This is a genomic window from Treponema berlinense, from assembly GCF_052273165.1.
In the GTDB taxonomy this organism is placed as follows: Bacteria; Spirochaetota; Spirochaetia; order Treponematales; family Treponemataceae; genus Treponema_D; species Treponema_D berlinense_A.
On record NZ_DAVZIU010000014.1, the window covers coordinates 10,995 to 29,493 of the forward strand.

13 protein-coding genes and 1 pseudogene are annotated in these 18,499 nt (G+C 39.1%); 10 read left to right on the forward strand and 4 right to left on the reverse strand.

Annotated features, from left to right (window positions below; translation table 11 throughout):
- Nucleotides 1-835 (forward strand): annotated as a pseudogene (locus ACT6XC_RS06175) (hypothetical protein); the annotation flags it as partial.
- 205 nt (nt 836-1,040) lie between these two features.
- Here ACT6XC_RS06175 and ACT6XC_RS06180 read toward each other — a convergent pair.
- The 3 genes from ACT6XC_RS06180 to ACT6XC_RS06190 form a co-directional block, all read right to left on the reverse strand.
- The gene (locus ACT6XC_RS06180; protein ID WP_443741182.1) at nt 1,041-1,724 is read right to left on the reverse strand and encodes a GTP pyrophosphokinase; all 684 of its coding nucleotides are present in this window, start codon (nt 1,722-1,724) and stop codon (nt 1,041-1,043) included.
- A gap of 109 nt (nt 1,725-1,833) precedes the next feature.
- Nucleotides 1,834-3,264 (reverse strand): hypothetical protein, encoded by a 1,431-nt coding sequence (locus ACT6XC_RS06185; RefSeq protein ID WP_443741183.1) that lies wholly within the window; start codon nt 3,262-3,264, stop codon nt 1,834-1,836.
- A 53-nt stretch (nt 3,265-3,317) separates the two neighbouring features.
- Nucleotides 3,318-5,015, reverse strand: coding sequence for a SulP family inorganic anion transporter (locus ACT6XC_RS06190; RefSeq protein WP_443741184.1), 1,698 nt, complete (start codon nt 5,013-5,015; stop codon nt 3,318-3,320).
- 230 nt (nt 5,016-5,245) lie between these two features.
- Here ACT6XC_RS06190 and ACT6XC_RS06195 point away from each other — a divergent pair, with 230 nt between their 5' ends.
- The 8 genes from ACT6XC_RS06195 (at nt 5,246) to ACT6XC_RS06230 (ending at nt 16,406) form a co-directional block, all read left to right on the forward strand.
- The gene (locus ACT6XC_RS06195; protein ID WP_443741185.1) at nt 5,246-7,090 is read left to right on the forward strand and encodes an ABC transporter substrate-binding protein; all 1,845 of its coding nucleotides are present in this window, start codon (nt 5,246-5,248) and stop codon (nt 7,088-7,090) included.
- A 95-nt stretch (nt 7,091-7,185) separates the two neighbouring features.
- Nucleotides 7,186-7,938 (forward strand): lysophospholipid acyltransferase family protein, encoded by a 753-nt coding sequence (locus tag ACT6XC_RS06200; protein ID WP_443737865.1) that lies wholly within the window; start codon nt 7,186-7,188, stop codon nt 7,936-7,938.
- A gap of 24 nt (nt 7,939-7,962) precedes the next feature.
- Entirely contained in the window at nt 7,963-9,042 is a 1,080-nt protein-coding gene (locus ACT6XC_RS06205; RefSeq protein WP_443741186.1) for an ABC transporter permease, read from the forward strand.
- A complete protein-coding gene (locus ACT6XC_RS06210) occupies nt 9,042-11,210 on the forward strand; it encodes a dipeptide/oligopeptide/nickel ABC transporter permease/ATP-binding protein (protein ID WP_443741187.1) in 2,169 nt (722 codons plus the stop codon). Before ACT6XC_RS06205 ends, ACT6XC_RS06210 begins: the two co-directional genes overlap by 1 nt.
- A complete protein-coding gene (locus ACT6XC_RS06215; protein WP_443737862.1) occupies nt 11,207-12,172 on the forward strand; it encodes an ABC transporter ATP-binding protein in 966 nt (321 codons plus the stop codon). The genes ACT6XC_RS06210 and ACT6XC_RS06215 overlap by 4 nt, the downstream gene beginning before the upstream one ends.
- A 188-nt stretch (nt 12,173-12,360) precedes the next feature.
- Nucleotides 12,361-12,678, forward strand: a complete 318-nt coding sequence (locus ACT6XC_RS06220; protein ID WP_078930435.1) for a Trp family transcriptional regulator — start codon at nt 12,361-12,363, stop codon at nt 12,676-12,678.
- A gap of 96 nt (nt 12,679-12,774) precedes the next feature.
- Nucleotides 12,775-15,573 carry an ankyrin repeat domain-containing protein gene (locus ACT6XC_RS06225; protein WP_443741188.1) on the forward strand — a complete coding sequence of 933 codons (2,799 nt, stop codon included), beginning with the start codon at nt 12,775-12,777 and terminating at the stop codon, nt 15,571-15,573.
- An 83-nt stretch (nt 15,574-15,656) separates the two neighbouring features.
- The gene (locus ACT6XC_RS06230) at nt 15,657-16,406 is read left to right on the forward strand and encodes a Bax inhibitor-1/YccA family protein (protein ID WP_443741189.1); all 750 of its coding nucleotides are present in this window, start codon (nt 15,657-15,659) and stop codon (nt 16,404-16,406) included.
- A 127-nt stretch (nt 16,407-16,533) separates the two neighbouring features.
- Here ACT6XC_RS06230 and ACT6XC_RS06235 read toward each other — a convergent pair whose 3' ends face one another.
- Nucleotides 16,534-17,247, reverse strand: coding sequence for an SAM-dependent methyltransferase (locus ACT6XC_RS06235; protein WP_443741190.1), 714 nt, complete (start codon nt 17,245-17,247; stop codon nt 16,534-16,536).
- A gap of 201 nt (nt 17,248-17,448) precedes the next feature.
- On the opposite strand from ACT6XC_RS06235, the gene ACT6XC_RS06240 reads away from it, so the two are divergent.
- Complete coding sequence (locus tag ACT6XC_RS06240; protein WP_443741191.1) at nt 17,449-18,498, forward strand: hypothetical protein; 1,050 nt, start codon at nt 17,449-17,451, stop codon at nt 18,496-18,498.
- The last annotated feature ends 1 nt before the right edge of the window (nt 18,499 follow it).

An 18,499-nucleotide genomic window follows, 5' to 3' on the forward strand; every position in this document is an offset into this window, starting at 1 on the left:
AATCGAGAGCGCAGATGAAGTTGAACCGGTTGAGGAAGTCGAGAACGCAGACGAAGTTGAATCGGTTGAGGAAGCTGAAAACGCAGACGAAATTGAATCAGTTGATGAAGCCGAGAGCGTAGACGAAATTGAATTGGTAGATGAAATCGAAAACGCAGACGAAATTGAACCAGTTGAGGAAGCTGAAAACGCAGACGAAATTGAACCAGTAGATGAAATCGAGAGCGCAGACGGAATTGAATCGGTAGATGAAATCGAGAACGCAGACGAAATTGAACCAGTTGAGGAAGTCGAAAACGTAGACGAAATTGAATCGGTTGATGAGACTGAGGACGACACTGAAATTCAATTTGCTGATGGTGAAAAACTGGAGTTTAGCAGTCCAAAACCAAAAAAATTGGATTTTGATGAAGACTTTGAGTTTGCAGAAGATTTTAAAGTTGGTAAAATAGATTTTTCATTTTTGGACGAAGACGAGGATAATAGCGAAGAAGAACAAAAAATGCAAAAGCCAGAAGACGAAATTGTAGAACAGCAGAAAAAAACTGACTTTATAGAAATATCAGAAGATTCTCATGATTTGCCAGAAACTGAAGAAGTTGAAGAACTAGAAACTTTAGAAACTCTTTCTAATCAAGAAGCGACACGTCCGTTTATGTTTGCTGGATTTGCTCAGTCAAAAGATAATATTACCGACTTAACTTCGATAAGTTCAAAGGCTATTGTTGAAAGTGAAGACGGAACGTTCCATATAGAAGGCGAACCAGAAAAAACAGATTACGTTCTCGACAGAAATTTGGAAGAACTTGTTGAATCCGTGATTGGAAAAAAATAAAATTCGGACACTGTGAAGTTCTTTCTGGTTTAAGTACAAGGCTGAAAATTAAGTGGCTCTGGATGTTTAACAGCGATTGTAGTTACAATTATCATCGGTATAATTATTTATTTTGCAGTTATGATGATCTCTTTTCATACAACTTATTCTACAAAATTTTTCATTACCCAGATTTTATGACAGACTCTTGGGGAGCGACCGAACTTTAATCCATCTGTTGCAGTTCTATTGCAATTTCTTCCATTTCGCGGTCTGTCATGGCAATTGTTTCGGCAACGCGGAACAGTTCTCTGCGCACGCTTTCTGGAACCTTTGTCGAGGTTTTGTAGTGCAGTTCATGTTCAAGACTTGCCCAAAAATCCATTGCAATTGTGCGGAGTTGGATTTCGACTTTTACTTTGTGAGTTGTTTCCGAAAGATAAACTGGAACCTCAACAACAAGATGAAGGCTTCTGTAGCCGCTTTCTTTTGGAGCCTTTATGTAATCTTTTTCTTCAATTAAGTTTATGTCCGGTTGTTTTAAAAGAATGTCGCGGACTTTATAAATGTCGGAAATATAAGGGCAGATTACTCTAATTCCTGCAATGTCGTTGAGATTTTTTGTCATTGATTCAAAGTTGAACGGCAGATGCTTTTTTTCGAGTTTGCCAGCTATGCTCTGTGGACTTTTGATTCGAGTTTTTACGGTTTCGATTGGATTTCTGCGACCAGTAACTTTATTTTCTTTATTTAGAATGTCGAGTTTTGTTTCAAGTTGCTTTGTGGCGCTTTCGTAAATCATCATTATCTGCTGAAACTGGATTGCGATTTTGTAAACATCTTCCGGATTCGACAGAGTTTTTTCTATTATTTCGGGAAGTTTAATTTCTTCCTCAGTTACATTTTGCATTATTTTACCTTTTTTTAAGCTTTAACTCTAAAATAAAATATAATGATGAAAGTTACTTAAAGACAAGTTTTTTGCCTAATAAATTTTTTCCCCAGATTTTGCATCTTTTTTAAAGTCCTAAAAGTTCTTTTGCTGTTCCAAATGCCGTATTCTGTTCGAGTTTTGCTCCAGTTTTCTGAAAAAGAGGGATAAGACTGTCCGTAATTTTTTTATTTTGCTCGAAAACTTTTTCGTTTTTTGAACCGTAAACGAGAGTCAAAATTAAAAAAACTAGGGGAGTTATGTTTGAAGTTTCTGTTTTTTCTGTCATCTGTGGTTTTGCAATTTCTGGAAAATCATTCAAAAACATTTCGAGTGTATTCCAGCTATGAAAACTTATTAGCCTGTAAATGAACGTGTTTGGAATTGAAGTCTGAACTTTTGTTCCGTCTTTTTTTGTAAATGAAAAATCTGCACGTCCATTTGCCTTGTTTGTGGCAGCGCCTTTTTGAATTAACTTTTTTGCAGTTTCTACATCATCTGTTTCGGCGGCGAGATAAAGCGCGGTGTTTGACATTTTTGCGCCAGAATTGATTTTGAATTCATCTGGATTTTTTGTTGAGTCGATTATAAAGTCAATTATTTTGTTCAATTCGTTAAGTTTTGATTTAATTTCCTCGTCACGGCAATAATATGCATAGAACATGATTTTTCCAAGTCCAGATTCTATGTATGTTTGCTTCATGCTGTGGCTTACCGTCAAAAATGCTTCTTCCAGCCGTTCTTTGCTTGCGCGGCTTAGATCAAAACTTGAAAGCAACTGGTTTGTTCGGAAATCGGCCATTCCTTTTGCATAAGAACTGCTTCCGCCTTTTATTGTTGATTTTGTCTGGATTGCAAAGTAGAGCGGAGATATTCCTTCGATTAGGCGAGTGTTCAAATTTTCGCTTTTTGCCGCTGTTTTAAATTTTTTTAAGTCAGGATTTTGAATTGCTGATAAAAGCTTGTTTTTTGTGTTTGGCTTGTAGTCGGCAATTGCTTTTTCTTCTGCCAGTTTTTCGTTTTTAAACATTTTTGGCGCAAACTGAGTCCAAAACTGCTCTTTTTCGTTAAAATTTTTGAAGAAATTTTCGTCCAAAGGAGCGACCATTCTTTTAGAAACTCCGTATTCCCAGACTTTTAGAGCCTGCTTTTTATTTTCCGTGTACATAAAAAAGGTAAATGCCTGCTGGACAAATCTGCCTGTATATTCTTCTGCTTGAGAAACTGAATCGAATGCGTTTTTGTAAAATTCTGTGGCAGCGTTAAAGTCGAGTTCTGCTGTTGCGACAAAAGCCTTTAACCAGTTTACAAAAAAATCTGAACGTGCAGGCGCAATTTCTTTTGTCTGTTCATAAAATTTCTGCATGTCCTGGTTTTTGTAAATGTATTCTTGCATGACAGAGCGCCAGATATAAACAAGAGTCTGTTCTTTTGCAAGTTTGTATTCAAATGAATTTTCGATTTTTTCCGAATTTGAATTTTTGTTCTGGTTTTCGGTGTTTTTTTCAGTTTTTGTCATTTTGCTACCTATTCTTGTAAACTTCTAAAAAATGAGTTTTTTAGAGATACATTTTATTTTTTTTCTGTAACTTCTTTTGCGCGGTTTAATGCGGCTTCAATATTGTCAAAAATATTTTCACGACCGATTTTGTCTGCCATGCCAGTTTTTTCGCAGAGCATGTAAGGCTGTGTGTGAATTCCTGAGAGAATTATCTGAATTCCCTTTCTGTCGCAGGCCGCTTTTGCCTGTGTAAGAGCACGAATTCCACCAGCGTCGAGATAGAGAGTATTTCTCATTCTAAAAATAATTGCCTTGACGTCTGCTCCGGCTCTTTCCATTGCAAATTCAAATTTTCGTACTGTTCCAAAGAATAAAGGTCCGTCAATTTCGTAAACCATTACGCCTTTTGGAAGCTCAATATGTTCTTCGCTGCCGTTTCCCTTGATTCCTACGACAACTGTGCGACTTCCTGACTGCACTTCCGATAAATCAATCATCTTTTTGATAAAGAAGAATGCCGCAAACATAAGTCCGACACCGATTGCATAAGTCAGGTCGACAAAAACTGTAAGAAGGAAGGTTACTGCAAGAACGGTAATGTCTGATTTTTGGCCTTTTATGAGCGAACGGATTGCTGGAATTCCTGCCATGTTCCACGCTACCTGCATTAAAACTGCTGCAAGAGCCGCCATAGGAATATATTCAACATATTTTCCAAAGCAAACCATAATCAGAAGAAGAACAACCGCATGAACCATTCCTGCAACTGGAGTTCGTCCACCGTTGTTGATGTTTGTTGCTGTTCTAGCGATTGCTCCAGTAGCTGGAAGTCCCCCAAAAAGCGGACTGAAAATATTTGCAATTCCCTGACCGATAAGTTCGTTGTTTGAGTCGTGTTTTGAGCCAATCATTCCGTCTGCAACAACTGCAGAAAGAAGGGATTCAATTGCTGCCAGTACCGCAATCGAAACTGCCGTAGGAAAAACTGTTTTTATCGTTATTAAGTCAAGGGCTGGAAGTTTTGGAGATGGAAGTCCTGAAGGAATCTTATATCTGTCGCCGATTAAAACTGTCTGTAAACCGAAGTTTTTGTTCAGAAAAATATGGATTACGGTTGCAAGAATAATCACGATTAAGCTTCCAGGAACTTTTTTTGTAACTTTTGGCCACAAGAATATTGCTACAAGGCTTACGGCAGCCATTATAAAGGAATACCAGTTTATTGTGCTGAGAGAAGCCGCGTAAACAAGAATTTTTCCGGAAAAGGTTCCAGGCATTTTTGTGTATTCGTTTCCCAAAACCGTCATTGGAAATTCCGGAGAAAGTCCAAGAAAGTCGCCTATTTGGCCCGTTGCGATTGTGACTGCAATTCCTGCTGTAAAACCGACAACAATCGTATACGGAATGAATTTTACAAGTCCGCCGAGTTTAAAAGCTCCGAGAAGAATAAGAAGAATTCCTGCTAAAACTGTCGCGGTTGCGAGTCCTGAAAATCCAAGTTGCGGATTATTTACGATTGCATAGATGATTACGGTGAATGCGCCTGTCGGACCGCCAATTTGAACTTTTGTTCCGCCAAATGCTGCAATACAAAATCCAGCAATGATTGCCGTATAAAGTCCAGTTTCTGGACTGCATCCTGAAGCAATTGCAAAAGCGATTGAAAGAGGAAGTGCTACGATTCCAACGATGATTCCTGCAATAAAATCCTGCGAGAATTTTTTGAGCGAATAGCCTTTTAGAGAGTAAAGCAACTCTGGTTTGTACATCTTTTTCTCCGTGAATAAAAGTCAATGGTTTACGGGGGCATCTCCAAAAAAATAAAAAAATGGCGGTTCCCTTGGTTTGATTGAGATTTATTGAATGAATTTGTTTGTGAAAAATATAGAACATTATTGCGTTTTTTGCGTTTATTTTCAATTCATTGCAATTTTTTACAGTTTTTGTGCGGTTTTGAAAAATTGCAATTTTCAAATCTTCCCAGTACAATTTTTTCGTTATGAAAAGTTGTGCAGAGTTTTTTTTATTTTCAATTTTCTGTTTTTCTTCAATTTTTTCCGGCTGCAAAAAATATCCTGAAATGACGCTTGAAGAAATTGATGCCTTTCGCTCAAGTGCTTCCATCGGAATCCTCTCAAAAACAATCAGTAAACCTTTTAAGGATGAAAGTTGGAAAATCGGTAAGAGCGGTGGAGTCTGGAACGGAACGATTTCTGCCGATCCAAAAAGTTTTAATCTTTTGATTGCAGAACGTGATGCTGCAACTTCTGGAATTTTAAGTTATCTTACGGACAGCCTTGTCGATTACAATTATGTAAAACGTGAATGGCAGTCCAGGCTTGCAGATTTTGAAATTTCAACTGACGAAAAAAATGGAACTCTCGACGTAATCTACACTTTGCGAGATGATATTTTCTGGAGCTTCTACGGAAATTCTCAGCAAAAAGTAAAAGTTACCAGCGATGATGTTGTTTTTTGGTACGATGAAATTTACGGTGATGAAGAATGTGCTTCGTCGGCGTACAATTCGCGTTTTATGGCTATGCCAGACGGAAGCGAAAAAGAAATTACGATTGAAAAAATTGATTCACGAAAATTTATTTTTCATTTTCCGAGAATTGTGGCGGAGCCGATTTTAGCAACTAATATGAGTTTTGGTCCTGCGTTTATTTACAAAAAGGCAAAGGACAGTGGCGGAGTTTCTGCTTTAAGGCAGATTTTTAGCGTGGCGGACGATCCAAAGAAAATTCCTTCATGCGGAAAGTATTTTTTGACACAATATACGCCTGGACAGAGAATTGTCTATGAAAAAAATCCTGATTATTGGGAAAAAGATGCCGAAGGCAAGTCGATTGTTTATCCAGACAAAAAAATCTGTCAGATTGTGGCGGACAACAATACTTCGTATCTTTTATTTAAGCAGGGAAAAATTGAAGAATATGCGCCAGCTCCTGAGCAGCTTGAAAATCTTGTAAATGGAGCGGACAATTTTGGTGAAAACGGATATTCTGTTTTTTCGAGTGCGGGAAATCTTGACGCTGCGTTTTGGACTTTTAATCAAAATCCCCAGAATTCTGACAAAAAATACTACGAATGGTTTACAAAGAAAGAATTCCGGCAGGCAATGAGTTGTCTTTTAAATCGAGAACGAATTATAAGTCAAACTTACCGTGGGCTTGCTGAGCCAAAGTATTCATTTTTTCCAGTAGCGAATAAATTTTATAACGAGGAAATTTTCCTTCAATATAGATTTAGTCACGCTCATGCACAAAAACTTTTGGAAAGTGCTGGCTTTAAAAAGAAAGATGACGGTTTTTTGTATGATCAGAACGGAAATAAAGTTGAATTTGATTTGACGATTGTTTCTTCGAGCAACACTTTGTCGGATATTGCGCAAATAATTGTAGATGAGTGCAAAAAAGAAGGAATTGAAGTGAATGTGCGTCAGACGGATTTTCAGCGTCTTGTCGAGCAGCTTACAGCAACTTATGACTGGCAGAGCCTGATTATTGGTTTGAGTGGCGGAACAATCTTTCCAACTCAAGGCTCGAATGTCTGGCTTAGCGGCGGAAACCTTCATATGTGGTATCCTCTTCAAAAAACGCCTGCAACCGACTGGGAAAAACGAATTGACTGGCTTTACAACGAAGCGTCTTGTATTGTTGACGAAAAAAAAGCAAAGCCGTACTGGGACGAATACCAGAAAATTATTCTTGAGCAGTGTCCTGTAATTTATCTTGTGCGCGGACGTTCGTTTTATGCGCTGAATAACCGCTGGGATATGAGCAATGTTTATTTTGACAATGTTGGCGGTGCCGAAACAACGCATATTTTTTTGAAATGATTGACAGAACTGATTGTCAAAATAATGACGAAATGGATTTTTACAGATATACTGATTCTGTTTTAATTTTTTTGCATTTTTAAGGAGATGCACCTATGTTTAAAATTTTGATTACGGTTATAAAAATTTTTGCCTGGATGTTAAAACGGGAAAAACTTCGGCATCAGTGTTTAAAACTCGAAAAACAGGGAAAAATCGCAGAAATGGATGCGATTCTAGCGGATATTGTGCCGCAGTGGGCGCGTTTTATCTGCGAAATTACAGGAACTAAGGTTGTCATAAATGGACTTGAAAAACTTCCTGAAGATTCGGCTGTGGTTTTTATTGCGAATCATCAGGGATATATGGATATTCCTTCGATTTATGGTTATATTCCAAAATTTATTTCGTTTGTTTCAAAAAAAGAAATTGGTTCAATTCCGCTGATAAAAGACTGGATGCGCTTTTTGCACTGTACTTTGATGGATAGAAAAAGTCCGCGCGCTTCGGTCAAGGCTATTCGCGATGCTGCGGAAAATGTAAAAAAGGGATATTCGCAGGTGATTTTTCCGGAAGGAACCCGTTCAAAAGGAGGTCTTCATCATGAATTTAAGGCAGGAAGTTTTAAACTTGCCTTTTTGTCGCAGTCGCCGATTGTGCCTTTGACAATTGAAGGCTCATATAAGGTTTTTGAAGAAAAAAAGACGATAAGCCGCGGAAATACGATTTATATAACCGTACATGATCCAATTCCGACCGCGGAGCTTTCGCGCGAACAGCAGGCTGCACTTCCAGAAAAAATTGAAAAGATTATTTGCGAACAGCTTAAGCCTGCAGAAAAACTTTATATCGAATCCCAGTCTAAATAGATTGAGTTTTGGCGGGAGATTTTTGTGAAAAAATTAAAAGTTTTTTTTGAAGCTGCATATTCTTTAAAAGCAAAATTTCCGCTCGGTTCTTTTATTTTAACGCGTCTGGTTACAATGCTTGTAATTCTTTTTTTGCTTGGCTGGGCGCTTTTTGCGTTAATGGTCCTTGCGCCAGGCGATATTGTCGATCAGATGATGCAACAGCAGATTATGAGCCAGACTTCTGGAACTGGCGGAGCAAGCACTGCAAACAACAAAGTTTTTAATGAAGATCAGATGGCGATTTTGCGCTCGGAAATGGGGCTGGATCAACCTTTTACGATTCAATATTTTAAATGGCTAAAACGCGTTATTGTAAATCATGACCTTGGAGTAAGCCTTATAAGCCGCGCTCCGGTGAGTTTTTTGATAAAAAGCAGAATTGTAAATTCGATTACATTGAATTTGATTTCGCTCGTCTTTATTACGATTTTTTCGTTTTTGCTCGGAGTTTATTTTTCGAGCAAGGCAGGTACTAAAACGGACGTTGCGGCGACTTTTTTTGCGCTGTTTTTTCACGCTTTTCCAGGAATTCTTCTTTTGATTTTGTTTCAGCTTTTTGCGTCGGCAACTTCGCTTTTTCCAGTAACTGCCTATCCAGACTTTCCTTTTTCCGACGCTCCTGGAAAATTTGTTTTTAGCTATGTTCATCATATTTTTTTGCCGCTTCTGGCTTCGTTTTTGGGCGGAGTTGGCGGAACTATGCGCACAATTCGTTCGACAATGCTCGATCAGATGGGACTTCCTTACATTATGGCAATCCGCGCCCGTGGAATTTCTGAGAGACGTGTTTTTCTTGCCCATGCTTTTAGAAATACGCTCAATCCCTACATAACTGGAAGCGCAAACCTTCTGGCTGGACTTTTTTCTGGTTCTCTCGTCCTTGAAATTATTTTTTCTTATCCTGGAATCGGTCGTCTTATGTACGAAGCGGTCATGCAACAGGACGTAAATTTGGTTTTGGCAAACAGTATGTTTATTTCGGCTCTTGTTTTGGTCGGAATGGTAATAAGCGATATTTTGCTTGCTGTCGTTGATCCTAGAATCCGTTATGGAAAAGAATGATGAAAAAACTTTTTGATTACATAAAAGTCCGCCCTCTCGCCCTTGTTTCCGTGATTTTTATTTTGATTTTGTATCTTTTTATGATTTTTGCGGAATTTATTGCTCCTTATACACCTTCAAAGAGTTTTGAAGAAGGAACTTTTCATCCTGCAAATGTTGAATTTTCAAAAAAAGGTCTTGTTGCACGTGAATTCCGCGTTTTAAATCCGTCTTCGTGGCAGTACGCAAAAGTAAAGGGAATAAATCACAAAATTCAATTTTTTGTTAAGGGTGAAAAATACCGTCTTTTGGGAATTTTTCCGACAGAACGCCACCTTTTTGGAGTTCAGTCTGATGAATTGACCGGCGAAACTTATCCTGTTTTTTTGTTTGGAGCAGACAATCTTGGACGTGACATGTTCAGCCGGATTGTTTACGGAAGCCGAATATCTCTTACAATCGGTTTTGTTGCGAGCGCAATAAGCCTTTTTCTGGCGATTGTTTTTGGCGGTTTTGCAGGATTTTTTGGAGGAATTGTCGACTGGACGGTAATGCGCTTTTCGGAATTTTTTATGCTTATTCCGAGTCTTTATTTGATTTTGTTTTTGCGTTCACTTTTAAACGGAAGTATGGATTCTGGTCAGAGTTATATGATAATCACTTTGATTTTAAGCCTTGTCGGCTGGCCAGGCAGCGCACGCACTCTTAGAGGAATGGTTCATTCGATAAAACGTGAAGAATTTGTTCAGAACGCCCAACTTGAAAAAATTCCTTCGATAATAATTATTTTTAAGTACATAATTCCTCAAATTTCGAGTCTTTTGATTGTAAGTACAACTCTTTCGATTCCAGGTTTTATTATGAGCGAAACAACTCTTTCTTATCTTGGGCTTGGAATTTCAGATCCTGCTGTAAGTTGGGGCTCGATGATAAACCGCGAAATTTCAACACTGTCAAATCTTAAAAATTTTCCGTGGCTTTTGATTCCTGTTTTTTTGCTTTTGGGCGTAACACTTGCATTCAATTTTTTTGGAGACGCGCTGCGGGATTATTTTGATCCGTACAGTGTTGTTTTTAAGAGAAGAAAAATTCGTTCGGAAAAATCGAAAGAAAACGGACAAAAAAATGAATTTTTTAAGGGCGATGAAAAAAATCTACTCAGCGTGCGGAATCTGTGGGTTGAATTTTTAATTCAGCGTGGAAAGCAAAAAGTGAATGTTCAGTCTGTGCGCGGAGTTTCGTTTGACGTAAAAAAAGGCGAAATCTTAGGGATTGTAGGCGAATCTGGTTCTGGAAAATCTGTTTCTACAACCGCAATTACGGGGCTTTTGCCTTTAAATGCCAGTGTTTTTGGACATATTTATTTTAATTGCAGGAATGATGAAGAGCTTTGTCGCAAAATTTTTGAAAAAACTCCCAAAAAAACAGATGGCGTTTCGGACGGATTTATCGACCTTGCGGCTTTGAAAAATTCCCAGATGAGGTTTATCCGCGGACAAAAAATTGGAATGATTTTTCAAGAGAGTTCGCGAGCCTTTGATCCTCTTCAAAATATCGGCTCGGTCTTTTTTGAAACCCTAAAAAACCTTGAGCCAAAAATTACGAAAGAAGAATCTGACGAAAAAGCCTGTTCTCTTCTTGAAGAAACTGGAATTACAGATGCAAAAAATCGCTTGAAAAATTTTCCGCATCAATTTTCTGGCGGACAACTTCAGAGAATTGGAATTGCGCTTGCTCTTGCTCAAAACTGCGAACTTTTGATTGCGGACGAACCGACAACTGCTCTCGACGTTACGATTCAGTCTCAAATCGAGGAACTGTTGCGCACCTTGAATAAAAAACGCGGACTTTCAATTATTTTTATAAGTCACAACATTGAACTTGTTGCTCGGCTAAGCCACAGAATGATTGTAATGTATGGCGGAAAAATCATGGAAAAGGGAGAAAGCCAGACAGTTTTTAATTCGCCAAAGCATCCTTACACAAAAGCGCTTCTTGCTTCGACACCGCATTTTGGAATGCATTATTCTGAGCAAAAACTTTCGTCAATTCCAGGACGAGTGACTGATCCCGCAAAGCCAGAACCTGGCTGTCCGTTTGCTCCGCGATGTTTGTTTGCTAAAAAGCAGTGTAAAAATACGGAAAGCGAGTGTTATGTTGTTTCTGCCGGTGGAGAAAAGTCAGAATGAATGAAAAAGTTTCAGAAAAAAAAGACAATATTCTTGAAGTAAAAAATCTGACGAAAAAATTTTCGCTTGAATCAGGCTTTTTTGCCAGAAAAGACAGGTTTGTTTATGCGCTTAACAATGTGAGTTTTGAAATTGAACGCGGAAAAACTTACGGTCTTGTCGGCGAGTCCGGCTGCGGAAAATCTACGGTTGCAAAACTTTTGGTCGGAATGTACAAGCCGGATAGCGGAAAAATAGTTTTTAAAAGTTCAGAAAATCGAAAAAACGAAAATGAGAAGAATTCTTCACTGATAAAATATATTTTTCAGGATCCTGCGCGTTCATTAAACCCAAGAATGACAGTTTTTTCGATTTTGACAGATGGCTTAAAACACGAAAAAAAAGGAATAAAAAAAGAAGAACTGAAAAAACTGGCGGAAGAAATTTTGGAGGAAGTCGGTCTTGATAAATCTGATCTTGAACGCAGACCTTCGGAATTTTCTGGTGGACAGAGGCAGAGAATTTCCATTGCACGCGGACTTTTGATGCAGCCACAACTTTTAATTTGCGACGAAGTTGTTTCTGCCCTTGATGTTTCGATTCAGGGACAGATTTTAAATCTTTTGCAGGAAATCCGCTCAAAAAGAAATTTAAGTTGTCTTTTTATTGCTCATGACTTGCGCGTAAGCTGTTATTTTTGCGACAAAATCGGCGTCATGTACCGTGGTGTTTTGGTTGAAGAAGGAAATGCCGAAGACTTTTACAAAACGGCATTGCATCCGTATTCAAAACTTTTGTTTGCCGGAGCGGAAGGCGGAAAAACATCGTTTAAGAATGAAGGCGAAGTAAAAAGTTCTTTGGAAGCTTTGGAATGCTGTCCTTTTGCTCATCGCTGCCCAAAAAAAATAGAAAAATGTCAAAAATCTTTGCCGGAATGGGAGTTTTTGGAAAACGGACACAAGGTTCGATGTTTTTGTCTGTAAAAAAATTCTGCTTTAAGGGAAAGCTTAGCCCGGATCGGAACGGCGTAAGTTTTTGCGGTGATTGAGCTGTGCGAAATTGCCGCAAAAATGCAGCGGAAGCGGAACCGTGCAGAGCCGGATTGACAGAAAATGAGCTCCAAAATTTTGAAAATTTGACCTTTTGCTGTTTTTGTAAGATAATTGTTTCTATGGAACAGGACGAAATTTCAGAAAACGAACGCAAAGCGCTTCTTGATGACGGTTTGCGCGAAATGTGTAATTTAATTGCAAAAAACAATGATCCACAGACAATTTATGATTTTTTCGGTTGCCTTTTTACTCCTGCAGAAATGAGGGATTTTGCGACTCGTTGGCTTTTAGTTAAGGAAATTGACAAAGGCACTACTCAGCGCGAAATTGCTAGAAAATTTGGAATGTCGCTATGCAAAATTACGCGCGGTTCCCGGGAATTAAAAAAACAGAATTCGGCTTTCAGACGTTTTCTGGAACTTGCAAAAAAGTTGTAGGTTTTTCTTGATTTAGTATTCAACTTTTCTTAACTTCGATTTTTTTCTTCCGATAATTAAACAAAGAAATTTTACCTGAAAATTACGGGAGACAGCATGAAAAATTTAAAAATATTTAGTTTTTTTGCCTTATTTTTTTGCTTTGCTTTTTTCTCATGCAATTCGACGGCAGTTGAAAAAGATGAGTCTGTTCAAAAATTGCTGAAAGAAGGTCGTTACGAAGAAGCAAAAGGGCTTTTTATTACAAAAACCGACATTAACGCTCAGGATAAAAACGGCGACAGTGCTCTTCATGTCTGCGCACGAATTAACGAAGCTGATTTGATTGCTTTTTTTGCCTTTAAAAATGCCAGCACGGAAATTGAAAATGCAGACGGCGATACTCCGCTTTTGGTTGCGGTAAAAAATGACAATATTGAATCTGCAAAAATTTTAATTCAGATGGGAGCGAATATTTTTGCAAAGGATGCTTCTGAAAATTCTGCCCTCCAGCTTGCGCTCGCAAAAAATGAACTTTGGTATGAAGTAATGATTACCGAAAAAACTGGCCAGATTCGCGCTATAAATGGAGATTCGATTGTCCATTATTTTGTGCGGACGGACGACGAAAAAGCAATAGACTTTTGCATTAAAAAGCAGCTTCCGCTTTCTGTAAAAAACAATGAAGGCGACACTCCTCTTTCTCTGTGCTATAAGCGTGCAGACGAAACGATTCCTGTTAGAATTGCAGCTACGCTTTTACAGGCTGGTTGCGAATGTGAACGCGGAGAATTTTCTTATTTTGAAGATTCTGTACGCACCCACAATACGATGTTGCGTTTTGCCGACGGACAGACTCCTCTTCATCTTGCGACGATTCTCGGTCATACGGGAATTGTAAATTACCTTCTTAACGAAAAAACTCCTGTCCGTATTTCGGATATTTTGCAAGCTCAGGATATTGCCGGCTCAACTCCATTGCATGAGGCTGTTCGTTATGGACGCGTAGAAATTGCAAAGATTTTGCTCGATGCTGGTGCGAAGGTTGATGCCATCGACGCTGTCGGAAAATCGCCTTTCCTGCTTATAGTTCCTGAGGAAAAACAGCTTGAAATGTACAACGTGCTTTTGGCTGCGAGTGCCGATGTTACTCAGAAAGATATGTATGGCGATACGGTTCTTCATGTCTGCACAATGGCTGCTGTAAAAACAGAGGTGCTTTCTGTTCTGATAAACCATGGAGCGCCTGTAAACGAAAGAAATAAAAAAGGTGTAACTCCGCTCAGCCTTGCAATCGAAAAAAACAACACTGAACACGTTATTTTTTATGCCCGCGCAGGTGCAGATATAAATGCAGAGGATATGGAAGGAAACACACCTCTTACTCGTGCGCTCGAAAGTCCTTCGATTGGTATGCTCAAAACTTTAATTACTCCTCAGAACGTGCTTTCTAAAGACAGTGCAGGAAATACTCCTTTGCATATTGCTCTTATAAAAGACAGTTCGTTCGATTACATAAAATTTCTCGTAGAAACTGGAGCAGACGTAAACGCGCGTAATAAAGACGGAGATTCTGTTCTTTTCCTTGCAGTTCGCAAAAACAAAAAAGATGTGGGCGACCTTTTGCTTTCAAAAAATGCCGATATTTTTGCTTCAAACACAGAAAATAATTCTCCTCTTCGCATTGCCCTGACTCAGGGTGGAGAAGTGCAAGACTGGCTTATTACTAGCCAGACATTGAACGCTTCTGACGGTTCTGGCAATTCGCCTCTTCATTATGCATGCGAATGGAAACTCGACGAAGCTGTTTCTGCCCTTATTCAAAAAGGCGCAAATGTGAATGCTGTAAATGCAAATGGAGAATCCGCCCTCTTTGCAGCCGTAAAGGCTGATTCACCTTCGACAATAAATATTCTTGTCGAAAACGGAATAATTACGGACACCCGCTCAAACCTTACACGCGATCATCTTGGAAACACTCCGTTGCACTATGCTGTAAAATGGAACAGTCTTCAGGCTGCGCAGTCAGTAATTTCTCTTGGATTCGATATAAACTCTCAAAACCTTTCCGGAAAAACCGCCTTGAGCGACTGCTGCCGTTCGGATAAAAGGCAGATGGCTGTTCTTCTTATACAAAACGGAGCAAACGTAAATTCTACTGACGTGACAGGTCGTTCTGTTCTTGTGGATGCAATCCAGAGCGGAAACGAAGAAATGGTAAGCTTATTGCTCGAAAAAGGAGCAAATCCGCTTATTCAGGAAATGAACGGACGCAATTCGTTCCATGAAGCGGCCTTAGGCGGAAATATAAAAATCATAGATTTGATTCGTTCTGCAGGCGGAAATCCTCTCAGCCGCGACACTTACGGCGACAGTCCGTTCAGCCTTGTTTTGAATTATGATGAAACTGTACTGAAGGCTGTTCTCGGTACAAACCGCAACATTGTCGATTCTGACGGAAATACTCCGATTCACATTGCCGTAGAAAAGAAAGTTTCTGCGCAAAAACTCGATACACTTATAAAAATGGGCTATCCGGTAAGCCAGCGTAATGGAAAAGGCGTAACTCCGCTCAATATGGCGATTACTAATGGTCAAAAAAGCCTTGCCCTTACTTTGATTGAGCGCGGAGCAGACCCGTTTGCAGCAACGATAACTGGCGATAACGCTCTTACAAACGCATTTAAAAACGGAAATGTCGAAATTCTTGATGCAATTTGTAAGTACAACGCGCGCAAAACCGACACCGCCGGAGACTCAATTCTGCATTATGCGGCCAGACTTGCAAACGATGTTCAGGTTAGGCATCTTCTTGAACTTGGACTTGACCGTACTGCAAAAAATCTTAGCGGCGAAACTCCTTCAAAAATGGCTGCCCGTTGGAATAGACCTGAAATTGCAGAATTGCTAAAATAAAGAACCTTAAAGCAAAAACTCCAGAAGTTTGTTTTGGGCTTTTGGAGTTGCTTTAAAATCTGATTTTCGAGGTTTTTTTGCTTATGACACAGACAAAATCGCTCCGCTTGACAGTTGCGGAAAAATCACAGTTTTTGAGCCGTTGCTACGGCTGGATGGCATTTGCACTTTTTTTGAGCGCAGTTGTCGCTTATTTTACGGCTGAAAATATTTTTATCCAGACATCGGACGGACGCGCGCAGTTTTCATATCTTGGCAAAATGCTTTTTGCAGGACGTGGCATGGGCTTTAAGCTTTTGTGCTTCCTCGAAATCGCTGTCGTAATTTTTTTAACAGCAAAAATTCGTACAATGAGCGTCTTTACGGCAAGATTTTCTTTTATACTTTATTCTGTTATAAACGGAATTTCGCTTTCTAGTATTTTTGCAGTTTACCAGCTTGCATCAATTGCAAACGCCTTTCTTGCAACATCGGCTACTTTTGTCGTAATGTGCATTTACGGTTCAAAAACAAGAGCCGACCTTACAAAACTTGGCCGTTACTGTGTTATGGGGCTTTTGGGAATCCTTTTGGCAACTCTCCTTCATTTTATCTTGGGATTTTTTACAGGAGCGCCACTTGCTATGCTGGATTTGCTCGTAAGCATTGCTACAGTTCTTGTTTTTACGGGGCTCACAGCTTACGACAGCCAGAAAATCTTAAAAACAGCCGAAAATTCAAAAAACACGGACGATTACAAAAAAGTTGCAATCCTTGGTGCTCTTGAACTTTACCTCGACTTTATAAATATTTTGCTTGCACTTTTAAAACTTTTCGGAAAAAGAAAAGATTAGAAAAAACAGGGCGTTGCCTGCATTTGCAGGCCGCTTTGTCCAGGGTTCCGGCTTTCGCCTGCATTGCTCCACTTCGTTCCGCAACGTGCCTTGCACGCCCTTCCCGCCGCTAACGCATTTTTTAGCTTTATTTGTAAATTAAAAACATAGCAGGAATCTTTGAAATTTCAGGTTTTTGAGTTTTTTTCCACTGAGTAATTGTTTTTGTCTTTATAAACTGTTTTTCTGTTGTAATTCCAGCCGCAACGCAAAGTTTTGTTTCCGGACGGCAGCTTCTCAAAATTGCCTCAAACATTTTTTCGTTTCTGTAAGGAGTTTCGATAAAAAGCTGAGTCTGGTTTTCTTTGTACATTCTGTTTTCAAGCTGTTTAAGTTTTGATTCGCGTTCGCCGTTTTTGACCGGAAGATAACCGTTAAAAGCAAAATTCTGTCCGTTAAAACCGCTCGCCATAATTGCCATAATCATTGAATTTGGACCTGTCAGCGGAATTACTTCAAGATTTTTTTTATGGGCAATTTCAACAGCCCTGCTTCCAGGATCTCCTACGGCAGGACAGCCGGCATCGCTCAAAACTCCCATAGGTTCGCCTTTTTCAAGAAAACTTAAAATTTTGCTTAAATCTTTTTTTTCGTCTGTGTGTTCGCTTAGTTCTGTAAAAGTACATTCGTCTATCGGAAAATTTTTATCAAGTTCAATCAAAAATCTAACTGCGCACTTTCTGCTTTCTACAATAAAGTGTCGTATATTTTTTACTGTTTCGATATTTTTTGTTGGAATAACGCTTTCAATTTCTGTGTTTTCGCCAAGTTTGTTCGGAATTAAATAAAGGGCTGCTTTCATAAAAACTATTATAAAATTTGCCGAAAAAAATTGCAATTTTAGAGATTTGTAGTAAAAATGATTTACAAAAGAAACCTCTTTATATTTTTTTTGTTCTATAATTGATAATATCGAGAATTTTTTAATAGAAAATATTATAATCTAAAAAACTGTTTTATCTGATTCAGTTTTTATTTCAGGTAAAAATACAGGAGTTTATGTATGTTAAAAAAAATTATCGCATCCGCCGTTTTGTGTGCTGGTGCAGCCTTGTATGCGTATAATCCTCCAGCAGGCGGACAAAATCTTCTTCGCATTTCTTCTCCAGAACTTTTGAGCGAAGGAAATTCTTCTGCTGGTGGAGCTTTGTTTTCGGTTTCTCCAGATTCTGTCGTAAATAATCCTGCTCTTACGGCTTTTGAACAGCGCGCTGTTTTAAAGCTTTCAGGAACAATGCTTTTTGATAGCAAGGACGAATCTGATAAATCTGTAGGAGGAGCTTTTGAAGGCGGTATTCTTCTTCCTTCAAGATGGTGCGTTTCTTCATTTTTAGTTCAGGGCGTTTTTGTGCCGTTTTACGACATGCATTTGGGAAATTCTTTTAACTTTACGGCAAATGTTTCAAAGGATGTGACAGACAAGCTTTCTGTTGGAGTGAGTGCCGAGCTCGGAGTTTTTTACGGTCATAATTCTGATTGGCGTGGTGACGTAAATTTGGGTGCTTTTTATGAATTTGGCGAAGCTGGAATTCTAAAAGACATTCGTTTTGGCGCAGTTCTGTTAAATATTGGAAAACAACTCGGAAATACGACTGTTCTTGGAATTACAGGTAGCGAAGCGTCTGAATGGCCGGGAATTGCAACTCCAAAAATGGGAGCAGCCGCAACTTTCTTTGAGCAAAATAATTTTAAGGCTGGAGCAAGCCTTGATTTTTCTTTTCCTTCGTTCCAAAATTTTGTGTGCGATGCAGGTCTCCAGATGCTTTTTGCTGACGTTGTAAAAGTAAGTTCTTCGTGGGAATACGATGCCAGAGAATTTTCTGAAGGTTCAAAAAATATATTGCCTTCTGTCGGAGTAAGTTTCCAGTTCAAATTTAATTCTAAGGGTGGCTCTCTTTTGGCAAAAAAAGGCTGGGAACAAAGCGAAATGACCGTAAGTGGCGCCTGGAAGCAGTTTTACAAAAACGTGAATGCGGTCAGCGCTGGAGCAAAAATCAACCTCGGTCTTAAAGACACTCAGGCTCCAGAAATAATCCTTTGGGGAGAAAAATAGT

Coding starts and splice junctions, on each gene's coding strand:
- ACT6XC_RS06180 (WP_443741182.1), bottom strand. CDS start 1,724: ATGCAAAATGTAACTGAGGAAGAAATTAAACTTCCCGAAATAATAGAA.
- ACT6XC_RS06185 (WP_443741183.1), bottom strand. CDS start 3,264: ATGACAAAAACTGAAAAAAACACCGAAAACCAGAACAAAAATTCAAAT.
- ACT6XC_RS06190 (WP_443741184.1), bottom strand. CDS start 5,015: ATGTACAAACCAGAGTTGCTTTACTCTCTAAAAGGCTATTCGCTCAAA.
- ACT6XC_RS06195 (WP_443741185.1), top strand. CDS start 5,246: ATGAAAAGTTGTGCAGAGTTTTTTTTATTTTCAATTTTCTGTTTTTCT.
- ACT6XC_RS06200 (WP_443737865.1), top strand. CDS start 7,186: ATGTTTAAAATTTTGATTACGGTTATAAAAATTTTTGCCTGGATGTTA.
- ACT6XC_RS06210 (WP_443741187.1), top strand. CDS start 9,042: ATGAAAAAACTTTTTGATTACATAAAAGTCCGCCCTCTCGCCCTTGTT.
- ACT6XC_RS06215 (WP_443737862.1), top strand. CDS start 11,207: ATGAATGAAAAAGTTTCAGAAAAAAAAGACAATATTCTTGAAGTAAAA.
- ACT6XC_RS06220 (WP_078930435.1), top strand. CDS start 12,361: ATGGAACAGGACGAAATTTCAGAAAACGAACGCAAAGCGCTTCTTGAT.
- ACT6XC_RS06225 (WP_443741188.1), top strand. CDS start 12,775: ATGAAAAATTTAAAAATATTTAGTTTTTTTGCCTTATTTTTTTGCTTT.
- ACT6XC_RS06230 (WP_443741189.1), top strand. CDS start 15,657: ATGACACAGACAAAATCGCTCCGCTTGACAGTTGCGGAAAAATCACAG.
- ACT6XC_RS06235 (WP_443741190.1), bottom strand. CDS start 17,247: ATGAAAGCAGCCCTTTATTTAATTCCGAACAAACTTGGCGAAAACACA.
- ACT6XC_RS06240 (WP_443741191.1), top strand. CDS start 17,449: ATGTTAAAAAAAATTATCGCATCCGCCGTTTTGTGTGCTGGTGCAGCC.